This is a genomic window from Burkholderia sp. IMCC1007, from assembly GCF_027257875.1.
Taxonomy (GTDB): Bacteria; Pseudomonadota; Gammaproteobacteria; order Burkholderiales; family Burkholderiaceae; genus Burkholderia.
In genome coordinates, this window is the sequence record NZ_JAPVQY010000050.1 from 47,534 (window position 1) to 60,683 (window position 13,150).

Below are 13,150 nucleotides of genomic sequence, written 5' to 3' on the forward strand. Positions count from 1 at the left end.
CTGTTCTCCGGATGAGGCGCCGCGTGGCCGCGGTGGCGGCAGCCGCGCGTGCGCCGGATTCGAGACGTGTTGCGTTCACCCCGCCGCCAGTGCGAGCCGATGCCTCCGTCAGTGCATCGGGCTGCCGGGCGGCGCCTTGTATTCGCTGCGCGCGCCCATCGCGTCCTCGACGGCCTGCACGCCGTGCAGCGCGGCCACGCCGTCGACGACGGCATGCCGTTCGGCCTCTTCCACCTGGCCGCTCAGGCGCACGTTGCCGTGCTCGACCGTCACTTCGACGTCGCGCGGCCGCGCGACGAGATGGCCCAGCGCCGCACGCACGCGTTCGGTCACCTGCGCGTCGCTCGCGTCGCCCGCAAGCCAGTCGGCGCGCAGGCCCGCGATCTTCCCGCGCGCGTGGTCGGCCGCGCGTTTGGCCTGCGTAGTCGCGTAGTCGGCCACGCTGTGCCGACCCGCGTTCGCCTTGTCGCGCACATACGCACGGCGCCGCCGGCCCGACGCCGGGTCGAAGAAATACATCGCCGCCGCACCGCATGCAACGGCCACTACAAGATTCAACAACGGGTTGCTGGAACGTGTTCTGGAGGTCATGGGAGCACCGTCGTGGATACCCGGAACCGCCGGGCTTCGTCGAAACAGGCAGCACGTGCCGTTCCTCGTGCGAACTTCCCGGCGCGCCGATGCCGGCGACGCCGCGTTCGACAACCGCGCCGCCTCACTCTGCGACGGCGCGGCCGAAATGACAAGCACTTGAAAAATCCTCAGTTCGCGAGCCGCGCATGGCGATGCACGCCGCAAGCGTCATGCTTCGGGCCGGTCGTCGGCCGTTTCGCGCGCGCTGCCCTCGCCCGGTGCGCACTCACGCTCGGCCGCCCGCTTCGCGAGTTCGACGTAGGTCTGCGCCAGTTCGCGCAACTCTTCCTCGGATGCGTCCTCGATGCCGATCAGCCGGTCGTTCGCGGCGCGCGTCACGGCGACGAGCTCGTCGAGCTTCAGGTGCAGCGCGACGCTGTCGCGGTTCTGGTTGCGTTGCAGCAGGAACACCATCAGGAACGTGACGATCGTGGTGCCGGTGTTGATCACGAGCTGCCACGCGTCCGAGTAATGGAACATCGGGCCGCTGACGAGCCACAGCACCGTGACGGCCACCGCCGTGCCGAACGCGACCGGCGAACCGGCCCAGACCGTCACGCCCGACGCGAAACGCTCGAACGCGCGGGTAACCGCATGTCCGGCCGGACGGGAATCGCTGCCGGCGTTGCGACTCGTGTCGGTTCGGACGCTGGATGAATCGCTCGATTCGCGCATGAAGCCTCCCTGTTGCGTAGGAATGATCGGTCTCGGCGCGCACGTTGGCCACGCGCCGACATCGCGGGCCGGCTATCACCGTGGCGTCACGGGGTTCGGACCCGTATGCGCGCGCCGTGCCGAAACGAGCACGTCACGTGCCTGGCTGGTTTTGCCTGTGCCGGGGCGACGCCGGTCAGCGCGGCGCGTGCGTATCCTCGTCGTCGGGAAAAAAGCGCATGACCGTTAGTTGCGCAATGCCATCGAGGTCGGGAAAGATCGTGCCGATGCTCACGCCGACGCCGGCCAGTTCGCGACGGATCGCGGTAAAGCGCTCGCCCGGCACGACGATGCGTTTCAGGCGGCCGGCGAGATCCGGATCCTCATCGAGCGGGGCAAACCCCTGCCGGCCGGCGTCGTAGCGATGGATCGTGAACCAGCCGTCCTGCGCGGTGATCCGCGGCATCACGTTACGCGGCCGGAACACCTTGGTGCGCGTCACCTCCAGCGGCGCGCGCCGCTCGGCCGCGCTCGCGATGTCGTCGGCGTCATGCGACAGGCACCACACGGCGCCGTCCCCGCCGCTGCCGTTCGCGCTCCTGACCGCGAACCACAGCGCCGCCAGCGCGTTGCCTGACCAGTCGAGCAGCCGCGTATGCATCCCGTGCTGCTGCGCGAGTGCGAGCCAGTCGCACGCGTCGAGGTTCGGCGCCGGGTCGAGATGCGGCAGCGCGCGCCGCGTGAATTCGTCGAGCATCCGCGCTTCGACGTCGGGCGACGCGCACTGCCGCGCAATGCTCGGCACGAGCGGCCAGTCCCCATCGCATTGCCCGCGAAAGAGCCGCGACGCGCTCGCGACCGCCGGCGCGCCGATCGCGTTCATGTAGTCGGCGACGCAGCCGATCGGCTCGCCCGTCACGCCACGCTCATGCTCCATGCTTCACGCCTCCTCCGTCGCACACGTCACATGTGCAGGTAGTCGATGTCGCCGGGCACCACGTGATGCCCGGCGCTCACGGCGTCACTCCGTGCGCCTGCTGCCAGCGCTCCATCAGCGCGATCTCGTCGCGCTGCGCGGCGACGATGCGGGTCGCGAGCTTGCGCAGCGTCGGATCCTTGCCGTACTTCAGCTCGACCTGCGCCATGTCGACCGCGCCCTGATGATGCGGCGCCATGTGCGACACGAAATCGCGATCGGCGTCGCCGGTGTAGCGCGCGGTTTCCATCGCCACCATCATCCTGCGGTCGGCACGCTTGTACGCGTCGGTCGATGTGTCGAGAACGACCGCGCGATCAGGCGGCCGCAACTGCGCGCATGCCGGCGATGCGACGACGACAGCGGCCAGCAGCGCGCATCCGGCGCAGTACCCGGCCCCGCGCGCCGGGCGGCGAATGAAGCAATCCATGTCGTGTCTCCTCGATGATTGAACGGCCGTACGCGGCCCATCCCGCACGGCGCACGCCTGCTGCTCATCGCCAGCGTGCGCGTGCATGCCCGTCGCCGCGCGCGACGAGCGCGCGGATGCGATCGGCCGTGCGGCACGCGATCGCCTGGATCGTCAGCGACGGATTCACGCCGCCAACCGTCGGAAACACCGAGCCGTCGCAGACCCATAGATTCGGAATGTCCCAGCTGCGGCAGTCGGCGTCGACGACGCTCGTCGCCGGGTCGTCGCCCATTCGCGCGGTGCCCGCGAGGTGGCACGTGTCGTCGTCCTCGTGCCAGATGTCGCGTGCGCCGACCGCAGCCAGCGACCGGTCCATCTGCGTGAGCGCATGGCAGATCATCCGGCGGTCATTGTCGTCGTACGAATAGGTGACACGCGCGATCGGCAGCCCGTACGCGTCGCGCTCGTCGGCGAGCGTCACGCGGTTCTCCGCGCGCGGCAGCGTTTCGCCGACGATCTTCAGCCCGGCCTGGAAGTTGTAGCGCGCCATCTCGCGCTTGAGCGCATCGCCCCACAGCCCGCGCCCGGCGACCTTCCTCGCCCATTCGATCGGCAACGGCCCCTGGCTCATCCAGCAATAGCCGCCGAAGAAGTCCTTGCCTTCGTCCGCGTAGTTCCAGTGCTCGGTGATCGACAGCGACGGCGGCCCCTTGTACCAGCGCACCTCGTCGTCCAGCGTCCCCCACGACGCCTGGTTCAGCTGCGCCATCATGTAGCGGCCGACGAGGCCCGAGCTGTTCGCGAGCCCCTGCGGATGACGTCCGTTCGCGGACAGCAGCAGGAGGCGCGGCGTCTCGATCGCGTAGCCGGCGACGACGACGTTGCGCGCGCGCTGGAAACGCGTGCGGCCGTCGCGCCGATAATGCACGCCCGTCACGCGATCGCCTTCGGCCTCGATCCGCAGCGCCATCGCGAGATCGCGCACTTCGGCGCCGGCTGCGACCGCGCGCGGAATCCACGTGACGAGCGCGCTCTGCTTCGCATTGGTCGCGCAACCGGTGATGCAGAAGCCGCGATACACGCACGGATGCGCGCGGCCGCGCGGCGCGGACAGCGTCGCGAGCGGCGTCGGGGTCCAGTCGATGCCGAGCGCTTCGGCGCCGCGCGCGAGCACCAGCGCCGCCGCGTTCAACTCGTGCGCGCGATACGGATAGCGTGGGCGCGGCGGCCCCCACGGGTAGTTCACGGGCCCGCTGATCTTCAGCGCCTGTTCGACCTCGCGGTAGTAACGCCACATCTCGCGCCAGTCGAGCGGCCAGTCGACGCCGTAGCCGAGCGCGGTGCGCGAGCGGAACCATTCGGGCCGGAAACGCAGCGACACCATCGCGAAGTGCACGGTGCTGCCGCCGATCGCGCGGCCGCTGTTGTTGGTGCCGAGCGTCAGCGGATTCTCGCCGTCGCAGATCCGCTCGTCGATCCAGAACAGCTTGTGCTGGTGCGATTCGTCCGACGCGAATTCCTCCAGCGGGCGCCACCATGCGCCCGCGTCGAGCGCGACGACCGAGAAGCCGTGCTCGGCGAGCCGGCATGCGAGCGTGCCGCCGCCCGCGCCGGTGCCGACGATCACGAAGTCGACCGGATCGTCGTCGCGGTACATCCGCATCGGCGACCAGCCGCCGACGCGCAGCGGATCGGGCGCGCGGCCGTCGCAGCCGCGCGGCTTGTCGGCGGACAACGATACGTCAGCGGACATCGCGATCGCCCTCCCCGTCCACCTTCGCTTCCCACGGGTCGCGACGATTGAAATCCATCCGCACGTAGCCGCGCGGGCTCGCCGGGCCGCCGAAGCCGATCTCGTTCCACGCGAACGGATGGCTGTAGTACGCGCCGCAGATGTCCATCAGCACGCGCTTCGAGAAGAACGTGCGCGGGTCCATGCCGGCCCATGCGGCTTCGACCGCCGCGTCGATCCTGCCGTCCTGCACCGCGCGCAGCAGCGCATCGGCATCCTTCGCATCGAGCGACGCGAACGGCAGCGCGTGCGCGTGGCGCGCCATCGCATCGAGCGCCGCGAGGCCCGTGCGCCACGCGGTGCGCAGCGGCGGCAGCCGCGCGTCGCGAAATCCGTCGCCTTCGTCGGTCGCGAGCCGTGCGTCGATCAGCGCGGCGGTCGGCACGGCATCGGCGCCGCCCGGCTGCTGCGGCACGATGCGCGCGCACAGCGCGCCGAGCGTCGCGAACTGCTCGGCGTTCAAATGACGCGGCGCGGTCGCGGCGACGCGCAGCCGCGCATCGATCGCGCGGCGCGTCGCGTCGTTCCAGGACGGTGTGTCGCGCTTCGCGAGCACGTCGTAGGTGGAATAGCTCGGCAGCGCGACCGGCTTGTCGTTCGGGTTCCTCATCATGCCTCCCGTTCGGCGAGCGCGGTCGCGGCGAGCCCGGCGATCGCGAGTGCGGTGAAGCTCGGCGGCGCCGGCAGCGGCGGCCCCGACAGCACGTTCTGCGACCAGTTGCGCCAGCCGCCCATCTGCCGCGCGACGCCGCGCGCATGGAACGCGACGCCGACGAAGCCGAGCACGGCTGTCGCACGCATCCACCAGCGGCAGAACCGCCGATCGGCGCTCGGGCGCGACAGCGCGACCTGCGCGGCCGCGAGCGCGGCGACCGGCGGCACGATGATCGGCGCGAACATCGCGCGGTGCTGGAACGCGCCGCGAAAATGCAGCAACCCGACTTCGCCGAGCGTGCCGACGAGCCCCGCCGCGACCAGCCCGGCCAGCGCACGGCCGGCCGGCAGCCCGACAAGCCGCGGCGCGTCGGCCGGGCACGCACGCAGCCGCTCGCCGGTCGCGCCGAGCATGCCGGACAGCAGCAGCGCGAACGGCGCGCCGAGCGGGGCCCCGTAGAACAGGTTGTGCCAGCTGAAACCGCCCGGCCGCTTCGTCACGTTGTAGACATGGAACGCCGACCCGGCGAGGCCGACCGCGGCCGACGCGACGTGTACCGCATCGCGTAGCCGGTGGCGCTCGGGCGTGTCGTCGGCGTGGCCGTGCACGCTCGCGAGCACCGACAATGTCGACGCAACCAGCGGCGTGATCATCGCGCGATTGTGGAAGGTGCCGCGATAGTGCTCGACGCCGCTGTCCGCGAGCACGGATCCGGCGAGCAGCAGCGCGCTGCGATTCAGCAGGCGCGCCGCATCGACCATCAACCTGTCGTGCTCGGCCGCGCGCTGTCGGGCGTGTCGCATCGTGCCTCCTTTGTCGTGGGATTCATGTCGGGCGCGCGCTCAGATCGCGAATTCCGCGACGTCGGCCGCGCGCAATTCGAGGCCGAGCCCAGGGCGCGTGGAGTCGATCTCCAGTGCGCCGTCGACGAGCGCCGGCGCACCATCGAACATCATTCGCTCGATTCGTACGTGGTCGTGAAACCACTCGACGTGGCGCATGCGCGGCGCGACGCAGCCGACATGCCGGTGCAGCGCGGGCGCGCAATGCGCGGACAGATCGACGTGATGCGCATCGGCGAGCGCGCCCGCCGCGAGAAAGCCGCTGACGCCGCCGCAACGCGTCGCATCGGCCTGCAGCACGTCGACCGCGCGGCCTTCGAGCAGGCGACGGAAATCGTCGGGCGTATACGCGTACTCGCCGGCCGCGACGTCGACCCGCGCGCCGACGTGCTCGCGCACGAACCGCAGCCCGTCGACGTCGTCGCTGCTGACCGGTTCCTCGAACCAGCGGATCGCGTACTCGCCCACCGCGTCGGCAAACGCGAGCGCGGTACGCGGCGCATACGCGCCGTTCGCGTCGACGAACAGGTCGACGTCCGGGCCGAGCGCGTCGCGCGCCACGCGCACGCGCGACGGATCGCGCGCGTCCTGCACGCCGATCTTGATCTTGCACGCGCCGATGTGTTCGCCGCGCCAGCCGTCGAGCTGCGCGGCGAGCGTCGCGTCGTCGTAGGTGGTGAAGCCGCCGCTGCCGTACACCGGCACGCGCTCGCGCCGGCGGCCGAGCAGGATCGCGAGCGGCACGCCGACGAGCTTCGCCTTCGCATCCCACAACGCGACGTCGAGCGCCGAGATCGCGGTCGCCGCGATGCCGGCGCGCCCGACGTTGCGCACCGCGCGCCACAGCGCGTCGACTGCGGCCGGGATATCCACGAGCGGCCGGTTGCGCAGCACGTCGGCCAGCAGCGACATCACGAGTTGCGCGGCACTCGCGTCGGTGTACGTGTAGCCGAGCCCCGTCACAGGCCCGGCGTCGATCTCGACGACGACGATCGTCGTCGCGTTCCATGCATAGGTGCCGTCGGCTTCGGGCCGGTCGGTCGGCACCCGGTACGGGCGAGCCCGCACGTCGTCGATCGCCGGTGCGGCGGAAAGTGCCATCGTTGCGCTCCGGATTGCTTGCTTTTTGCTTGCAACAACTGCGTGCAACACCCGTGCCCGATTCGGCCGCGCGGCACGCGGCTTGCGCGATGCCCGGCAGCGCCGCGCGCGGCGATGGCCTCGTGCGCGGCTCATCGGCTCATCCGGAACCAAGGAGAAATGGCATGGCGACAGTGGCGGATTTCATCGTCGAACGGCTGTACGACTGGGGCGTGCGCCGCGTGTACGGCTACCCGGGCGACGGCATCAACGGCTTTTTCGGCGCGCTCAGCCGGGCCGAGGGCAAGATCGAGTTCATCCAGGCGCGCCACGAGGAGATGGCGGCTTTCATGGCATCCGCGCATGCAAAATTTACAGGCGAGCTCGGCGTGTGCGTCGCGACCTCGGGCCCCGGCGCCGCCCACCTCGTGACGGGCCTGTACGACGCGCGGCTCGACCACATGCCGGTGCTCGCGATCGTCGGCCAGCAGGCGCGCGCGGCGCTCGGCGGCCACTACCAGCAGGAGGTCGATCTCCCCGCGCTGTTCAAGGACGTTGCGGGCGCATTCGCTCAGCTTGCGATCGTGCCGGGCCAGGTGCGCCACCTGGTCGACCGCGCGGTGCGCATCGCGCTCGGCGCGCGCACGGTCACCGCGCTGGTGCTGCCGAACGACCTGCAGGAGCTCGACTACGCGGCGCCCAAGCGCGTGCACGGCACCGTGCATTCCGGCATCGGCTATAGCGCGCCGAAAGTCGTGCCGTACGCGGAGGATCTGCAGCGCGCGGCCGACGCGCTCAATGCGGGCGCGAAGGTCGCGATGCTGGTTGGCGCGGGCGCGCTGCGCGCCACCGACGAGGTGATCGCGGTGGCCGACCGGCTCGGCGCGGGCGCCGCGAAGGCACTGCTCGGCAAGGCCGCGCTGCCGGACGACCTGCCGTGGGTGACCGGCTCGATCGGGCTGCTCGGCACCAAGCCGAGCTACGACCTGATGAACGAATGCGACACGCTGCTCGTCGTCGGCTCCGGTTTCCCGTATTCGGAATTCCTGCCGAAGGAAGGCCAGGCGCGCGGCGTGCAGATCGACCTGAAGGCCGACATGCTGAGCCTGCGCTATCCGATGGAGGTGAATCTCGTCGGCGACAGCGCCGAGACGCTGCGCGCGCTGCTGCCGCTGCTGAAGGAGCGGAAGGACACGAGCTGGCGCGACAAGATCGCGAAGTGGAATGCGGACTGGCGCGACACGCTCGCCAGCCGCGCGGCCGCGAAGGCGAGCCCCGGGCGCGGCGTGAATCCGCAGCGCGCGTTCACCGAGCTGTCGCCGCGGCTGCCGGCCGACGTGATCCTGACGAGCGATTCGGGCTCCTGCGCAAACTGGTATGCACGCGACCTGATGATACGGCGCGGGATGATGGGCTCGCTGTCGGGCGGGCTCGCGTCGATGGGCGCGGCGGTGCCGTATGCGATCGCCGCGAAGTTCGCGCATCCGAGCCGCCCGGTGATCGCGATGGTCGGCGACGGCGCGATGCAGATGAATAACATGGCCGAGCTGATCACCGTGTCGAAGTATTGGCGGCAATGGCCCGATCCGCGCTGGATCTGCATGGTGCTGAACAACGAGGACCTGAACCAGGTCACGTGGGAGCAGCGCGTGATGGAAGGCGACCCGAAGTTCGATGCGTCGCAGAAGATTCCGAACGTGCCGTACTCGCGCTTCGCGACGCTGCTCGGGCTGAAGGGCATCTACGTCGACGATCCGGAACAGCTCGGCGCGGCATGGGACGAAGCGCTCGCGTCGGACCGCCCGGTCGTGCTCGAGGTGAAGAGCGACCCGGAAGTGCCGCCGCTGCCGCCGCACGTGACGCTGCAGCAGGCGAAGCACTTCGCCGAAGCGCTGCTCAAGGGCGACACGCGCGAAGGCAACGTGATCGTCGAGACCGCACGGCAGGTGCTGTCGGCCGTGCTGCCGGGCAACGGCGAGCATGGCGGCAAAGGAGGCAAAGGCGGGAAGAACGAGTCGTAGCGGCTCGCGCGCGGGACGGCGCGGCGCGCCTCGTCGATCGCGCCGTTGCGTCCCGCACGCCGTGCGTCATCCGACGTCGACGTCGTCGCGGCCGTCGCCCTGCAGCGCGAGCGCCACGTTCACCAGCCCGACGTGCGCGAGCGTAAACGGGAAATTCCCGCACATGCGCCGCGCGTTCACGTCGTACTCCTCGGCCATCAGTCCGACATCGTTGCGCAGCCACAGTAGCCGCTCGAACAATTCATATGCGTCGTCGTCGCGCCCCTGCATCCGGTAGACCTGCGCGAGCCAGAAGCCTGCCGCGACGAACGTGCCTTCGTTGCCTTCGCAACCGTCCGCGAAACGGGACGGACGATAGCGGAACGGCAGGCCATCCTCGACCAGTTCGTCCTCGATCGCGTCGACCGTCGCGACCACTCGCGGATCGGCTGCATCTAGCATCCCCGTCAGCGGAATCAGCAGCAGGCTCACGTCGAGCCCGTCGCCGTCGAAGCGCTCGACGAAACGCCCGAGCTGCGGGTGATAACCGCGCGTCAGCACATCGGCGCGCACCGTATCGGCCCAGCGCCGCCATACGTCGAGCGGTGCGCGATGGCCGAACGCGCGCGCGGAACGGTACGCGCTTTCGACGGCGGCCCACACCATCACCTTCGACGACGTGAATAGATGCCGGCCGCTGCGCACTTCCCAGATGCCCTCGTCCGGCTCGCGCCAGATCGTCGCGAGATGTTCGAGCAGCCTGCGCTCGAGCATCCATGCGTCGTCGTCGGGCGGCAGTCCGTGCCGGCGCGCCTGGTACAGCGCGGCCAGCACCTCGCCGTACACGTCGAGCTGCAGCTGATCGGCCGCCGCATTGCCGAAGCGCACCGGTCGCGCGCCTTCGTAGCCGGCCAGGTGCGCGGCCTCCCACTCGGCCGCGCGCCGGCCGCCGTCCGCCGAATACAGCACCTGCAATTGCGACGGATGATCGGCGATCGCGCGCACCAGCCAGTCGCGCCAGCGCGCGGCCTCGTCGCGATAGCCGCAGCGCACGAGCGCACGCAGCGTGAAGCTCGCGTCGCGCAGCCAGCAGAACCGGTAGTCCCAGTTGCGCTTGCCGCCCAGGCGCTCGGGCAGCGAACTCGTCGGCGCCGCGACGATGCCGCCGGTGCGCTGGCTCGACAGCAGTTTCACCGTGATCAGCGCGCGTTCGATTTCGTCGCGATACGGGCCCTCGGCGGCGTTGCAATCGGACCAGTCGCGCCAGAACGCCTGCGTGTCGCGCAGCGACGCATACGCATCGGGCACCGACGGCGCCGGATCGAACGAGCGCCCGTAGCTGATGCAGAAGTCCACGCGCTCGCCCGCCGCGATTCGCTCCGTGCCGACGAGCCGGTCGCTCTGCACGTCGAGCCGCGCGTCGGTGTCGAGCCACATCGCGTCACCGCCCGTCATCATCCGCCAGCGCCGGCCCAAGCGGCGGCACCACGGCAGCGCGCTGCCGTAGTCGAACCGCACGCCGAGATCGACGTCGATGTCGACCGTCCCGCGTTCGCCGCACACGCTGCGGATCACGCACGGATCGGGTGCGTTCCAGCTCATCCAGTCGGTGATCACGATGCAGCCCGACGCGGTTTCGAACGTCGTTTCGAGAATGGCGGTGCCGGGCAGATAACGGCGCGACGCGCGCGCGTCCGGCTCGCTCGGTGCAACGCGGAAACAGCCGTTGTCCGGCGTGCCGACGAGCGCGGCGAAGCACGGCGGCGAGTCGAAGTCCGGCCAGCACAGCCAGTCGATGCTGCCGTCGCGCCCGACGAGCGCGGCGCTGCGGCCATCGCCGATCAGCGCGTAGTCCTCGATTCGCATCGCGTCACCGAGGGAGCTTCCGCGCCACCATGAAGCCGGCCGCGAGCAGCGCGAACACCGCGCCGTATGCCAGCGCGCGCGACGTGCCGAGCCCGGCCTCGGCGCCGATGCGGCGCGCTTCGGCGCCGAACGCGCCGCGCGTCGCATGCAGCGCCGGCACCGTGTGCCACAGGTTCGATTCGCGCGGGCCGGCCGGCCCGTCGCGTTGCTGGCCGCGCACGGCCGAAAGCGCGAGATAGCGGTCGAAACAGCCGGGCGCGAGCGCGTTCCCGAAGATCGCCGCGAGCGACGGCCAGCCGACCCAGCGCTCGCGGCACGGGTGACGCGCGGCCTCCACGATCGCATCGGCCGCGACTTCCGGCGCATACACCGGCGCGACCGGGCGCGGCGGGTGCGGCAACGTCGATTGGGCCCAGTCGAACTGCGGCGTGTCGATCGCCGGCAACTGCACCATCGTCACGCGCACGCCGCTGTGCGAATGCAGCAGCTCGCAGCGCAGCGCGTCGGTGAAGCCGCGGATCGCGTGCTTCGCGCCGCAATATGCCGCCTGCAGCGGAATCGACCGGTATGCGAGCGCGGAGCCCACCTGCACGATCGTGCCGCGATCGCGCGCGGCCATGCGTGCAAGCGCCGCGCGGGTGCCGTACACGCAACCGAGGTAGGTGACGTCGGTCACGCGCGCATAGTCCGCCGGCGAAATCTCGTCGAACGGCGCGAACACCGTCACCATCGCATTGTTGACCCACACGTCGAGCGGGCCGAGTTCGTTTTCGATGCGCTCGGCCGCCGCATCGAGCGCGGCGGCGTCGCTGACGTCGACGGCGATCGGCAGCGCGTCGACGCCATACGCGCGCACTTCGCGCGCGGTGTCGTCCAGCGCGCGCGGATCGCGTGCGAGCAGCGCGACGTTCGCGCCGCGCCGCGCGAAAGCATGCGCGGTTGCGCGGCCCACGCCCGCGCTTGCGCCGGTGATCGCGACGGTCTTCACGGTCGGTTCCTCCCGTTGTTCATGGTGGCCGGCGCGCCGCCGAAGCTGCGTGCCGGAACGCGATGGGCGCAGCAATCGGCGTGCCGTGCCGACCTGAAACCATCCGATCCGGCCGCATGCGGTGAACGGTCGCCCAATTTACAAGGCTGCTGTAACGCGCCGGACGTTGCGCGTGCAACGCCCTGCTGCTGCGCGCCCTCCCGTGCGCAGGCCGTTCATGCTGACAACGGGCTTTCGGGGTCGTCAAAAGCGTGCTTCGCGTGGCACGAATCGGATACGCGACGTCTTCGCACTGACGCGGACGCAACGTGCAGTACGCATTCGTCAACCGGCCTGGCGGTGACGCCGCAACGAGAATATTTCGGGCAGCAACACAACGCGCACGCGAATTGCTCTGCCGCGAACGGCTGTCGTCACGCCGTCGAATCCGGCAAGGAGTCGCGTTGCTCGTCCCGCCGTTCATGAAAGCGCCCCGTATCGCTTGCTTCGCCGTCGTCGCGAGCGCCGTCGCGCCGACGCTCGCACGCGCGGCCGGCGAGCCGTCCACCCCCGCCGGGCCGCTGCCGCTCGCGTACGTCGCGCACGCAGCCGGGCCTGCCGCTCAGCCCGTCTTCATCCTTGGCTGGGCATTGCTCGCGCTGTGCCTGTTCGTGTGCGTGGCGATCGCGGTGCTGCTGCTGACCGCGATCTTTCGTCGCCGCGCGCGTGCCGGCGGCGGCCATGGCAGCGGGCTGGCGATCGTGACCGTCGGCACCGCGATCTCGGTCGTGCTGCTGTTCGCGTCGCTCGTGTACATGCTGCGCGTGCTCGAGGTGGTCGCGTCGCCGCCTCGGCAGCCCACGCTGACGATCGAAGTGACCGCGCGCGACTGGTGGTGGGCCGTCCGCTATCCGGACGACGCGGGCGGCACCGCGTTCGTCACCGCGAACGAGATCCATATCCCGGTGGGCGAACCGGTCGCGGTCGAGCTGAAGAGCGCCGACGTGATCCACGCGTTCTGGGTGCCGCAACTGGCCGGCAAGACGGAGACGATTCCCGGCCAGACGAACCATCAGTGGCTGCAGGCCGATCGCCCGGGCGTCTATCGCGGACAGTGCTCGCAATACTGCGGCGCACAGCACGCGCACATGGCCTTCGAAGTCGTGGCCGAGCCGCCGGACGCGTTTCGCGCGTGGCTCGCCGCGCAGCGGCAGCCGGCACCCGCGGCCGCGGCCGGCGCGCCGCAGCGCGGCCAGCATCTGTTCGCCGCGCG

General features: G+C 70.5%; 12 protein-coding genes. 2 read left to right on the forward strand and 10 right to left on the reverse strand.

The genetic code is table 11. From position 1 onward, the window contains the following. Positions 1-108: 108 nt before the first annotated feature. The 8 genes from O1Q03_RS30770 to O1Q03_RS30805 form a co-directional block, all read right to left on the reverse strand. Complete coding sequence (locus O1Q03_RS30770; protein ID WP_269507965.1) at positions 109-591, reverse strand: BON domain-containing protein; 483 nt, start codon at positions 589-591, stop codon at positions 109-111. 210 nt (positions 592-801) lie between these two features. Next, a complete protein-coding gene (locus tag O1Q03_RS30775) occupies positions 802-1,308 on the reverse strand; it encodes a low affinity iron permease family protein (protein WP_269507967.1) in 507 nt (168 codons plus the stop codon). Positions 1,309-1,483: 175 nt separating this feature from the next. After that, on the reverse strand, positions 1,484-2,224 hold the full coding sequence (locus O1Q03_RS30780) for an FRG domain-containing protein (protein ID WP_269507969.1): 741 nt from the start codon (positions 2,222-2,224) through the stop codon (positions 1,484-1,486). A gap of 76 nt (positions 2,225-2,300) precedes the next feature. After that, positions 2,301-2,693, reverse strand: coding sequence for a CopM family metallochaperone (copM, locus tag O1Q03_RS30785; RefSeq protein WP_269507971.1), 393 nt, complete (start codon positions 2,691-2,693; stop codon positions 2,301-2,303). Between the two features lie 64 nt (positions 2,694-2,757). After that, positions 2,758-4,428, reverse strand: a complete 1,671-nt coding sequence (locus O1Q03_RS30790; protein WP_269507973.1) for a GMC family oxidoreductase — start codon at positions 4,426-4,428, stop codon at positions 2,758-2,760. Beyond that, positions 4,418-5,077, reverse strand: a complete 660-nt coding sequence (locus tag O1Q03_RS30795; RefSeq protein ID WP_269507991.1) for a gluconate 2-dehydrogenase subunit 3 family protein — start codon at positions 5,075-5,077, stop codon at positions 4,418-4,420. Before O1Q03_RS30795 ends, O1Q03_RS30790 begins: the two co-directional genes overlap by 11 nt. Then, positions 5,077-5,925 carry a hypothetical protein gene (locus O1Q03_RS30800; RefSeq protein WP_269507975.1) on the reverse strand — a complete coding sequence of 283 codons (849 nt, stop codon included), beginning with the start codon at positions 5,923-5,925 and terminating at the stop codon, positions 5,077-5,079. The genes O1Q03_RS30795 and O1Q03_RS30800 overlap by 1 nt, the downstream gene beginning before the upstream one ends. A 39-nt stretch (positions 5,926-5,964) precedes the next feature. Beyond that, on the reverse strand, positions 5,965-7,065 hold the full coding sequence (locus O1Q03_RS30805; RefSeq protein ID WP_269507977.1) for an enolase C-terminal domain-like protein: 1,101 nt from the start codon (positions 7,063-7,065) through the stop codon (positions 5,965-5,967). Positions 7,066-7,229: 164 nt separating this feature from the next. Between O1Q03_RS30805 and O1Q03_RS30810 the strand changes: the two genes are divergently transcribed. After that, on the forward strand, positions 7,230-9,065 hold the full coding sequence (locus O1Q03_RS30810; RefSeq protein WP_269507979.1) for a thiamine pyrophosphate-requiring protein: 1,836 nt from the start codon (positions 7,230-7,232) through the stop codon (positions 9,063-9,065). Between the two features lie 66 nt (positions 9,066-9,131). Here O1Q03_RS30810 and O1Q03_RS30815 read toward each other — a convergent pair whose 3' ends face one another. Beyond that, on the reverse strand, positions 9,132-10,910 hold the full coding sequence (locus tag O1Q03_RS30815; protein WP_269507981.1) for a glycoside hydrolase family 15 protein: 1,779 nt from the start codon (positions 10,908-10,910) through the stop codon (positions 9,132-9,134). A gap of 4 nt (positions 10,911-10,914) precedes the next feature. After that, on the reverse strand, positions 10,915-11,898 hold the full coding sequence (locus O1Q03_RS30820) for an SDR family oxidoreductase (RefSeq protein WP_269507983.1): 984 nt from the start codon (positions 11,896-11,898) through the stop codon (positions 10,915-10,917). A gap of 461 nt (positions 11,899-12,359) precedes the next feature. On the opposite strand from O1Q03_RS30820, the gene coxB reads away from it, so the two are divergent. Then, positions 12,360-13,150 (forward strand): cytochrome c oxidase subunit II (gene coxB / locus O1Q03_RS30825; RefSeq protein WP_269507985.1); only part of this gene is annotated, 791 nt, incomplete at its 3' end.

Excerpts from the sequence above, each read along its gene's own strand:
- O1Q03_RS30780 (WP_269507969.1), bottom strand. The coding sequence starts at position 2,224 with ATGGAGCATGAGCGTGGCGTGACGGGCGAGCCGATCGGCTGCGTCGCC.
- O1Q03_RS30775 (WP_269507967.1), bottom strand. The coding sequence starts at position 1,308 with ATGCGCGAATCGAGCGATTCATCCAGCGTCCGAACCGACACGAGTCGC.
- O1Q03_RS30795 (WP_269507991.1), bottom strand. The coding sequence starts at position 5,077 with ATGAGGAACCCGAACGACAAGCCGGTCGCGCTGCCGAGCTATTCCACC.
- O1Q03_RS30805 (WP_269507977.1), bottom strand. The coding sequence starts at position 7,065 with ATGGCACTTTCCGCCGCACCGGCGATCGACGACGTGCGGGCTCGCCCG.
- O1Q03_RS30815 (WP_269507981.1), bottom strand. The coding sequence starts at position 10,910 with ATGCGAATCGAGGACTACGCGCTGATCGGCGATGGCCGCAGCGCCGCG.
- copM (WP_269507971.1), bottom strand. The coding sequence starts at position 2,693 with ATGGATTGCTTCATTCGCCGCCCGGCGCGCGGGGCCGGGTACTGCGCC.
- O1Q03_RS30770 (WP_269507965.1), bottom strand. The coding sequence starts at position 591 with ATGACCTCCAGAACACGTTCCAGCAACCCGTTGTTGAATCTTGTAGTG.
- O1Q03_RS30810 (WP_269507979.1), top strand. The coding sequence starts at position 7,230 with ATGGCGACAGTGGCGGATTTCATCGTCGAACGGCTGTACGACTGGGGC.
- O1Q03_RS30790 (WP_269507973.1), bottom strand. The coding sequence starts at position 4,428 with ATGTCCGCTGACGTATCGTTGTCCGCCGACAAGCCGCGCGGCTGCGAC.
- O1Q03_RS30800 (WP_269507975.1), bottom strand. The coding sequence starts at position 5,925 with ATGCGACACGCCCGACAGCGCGCGGCCGAGCACGACAGGTTGATGGTC.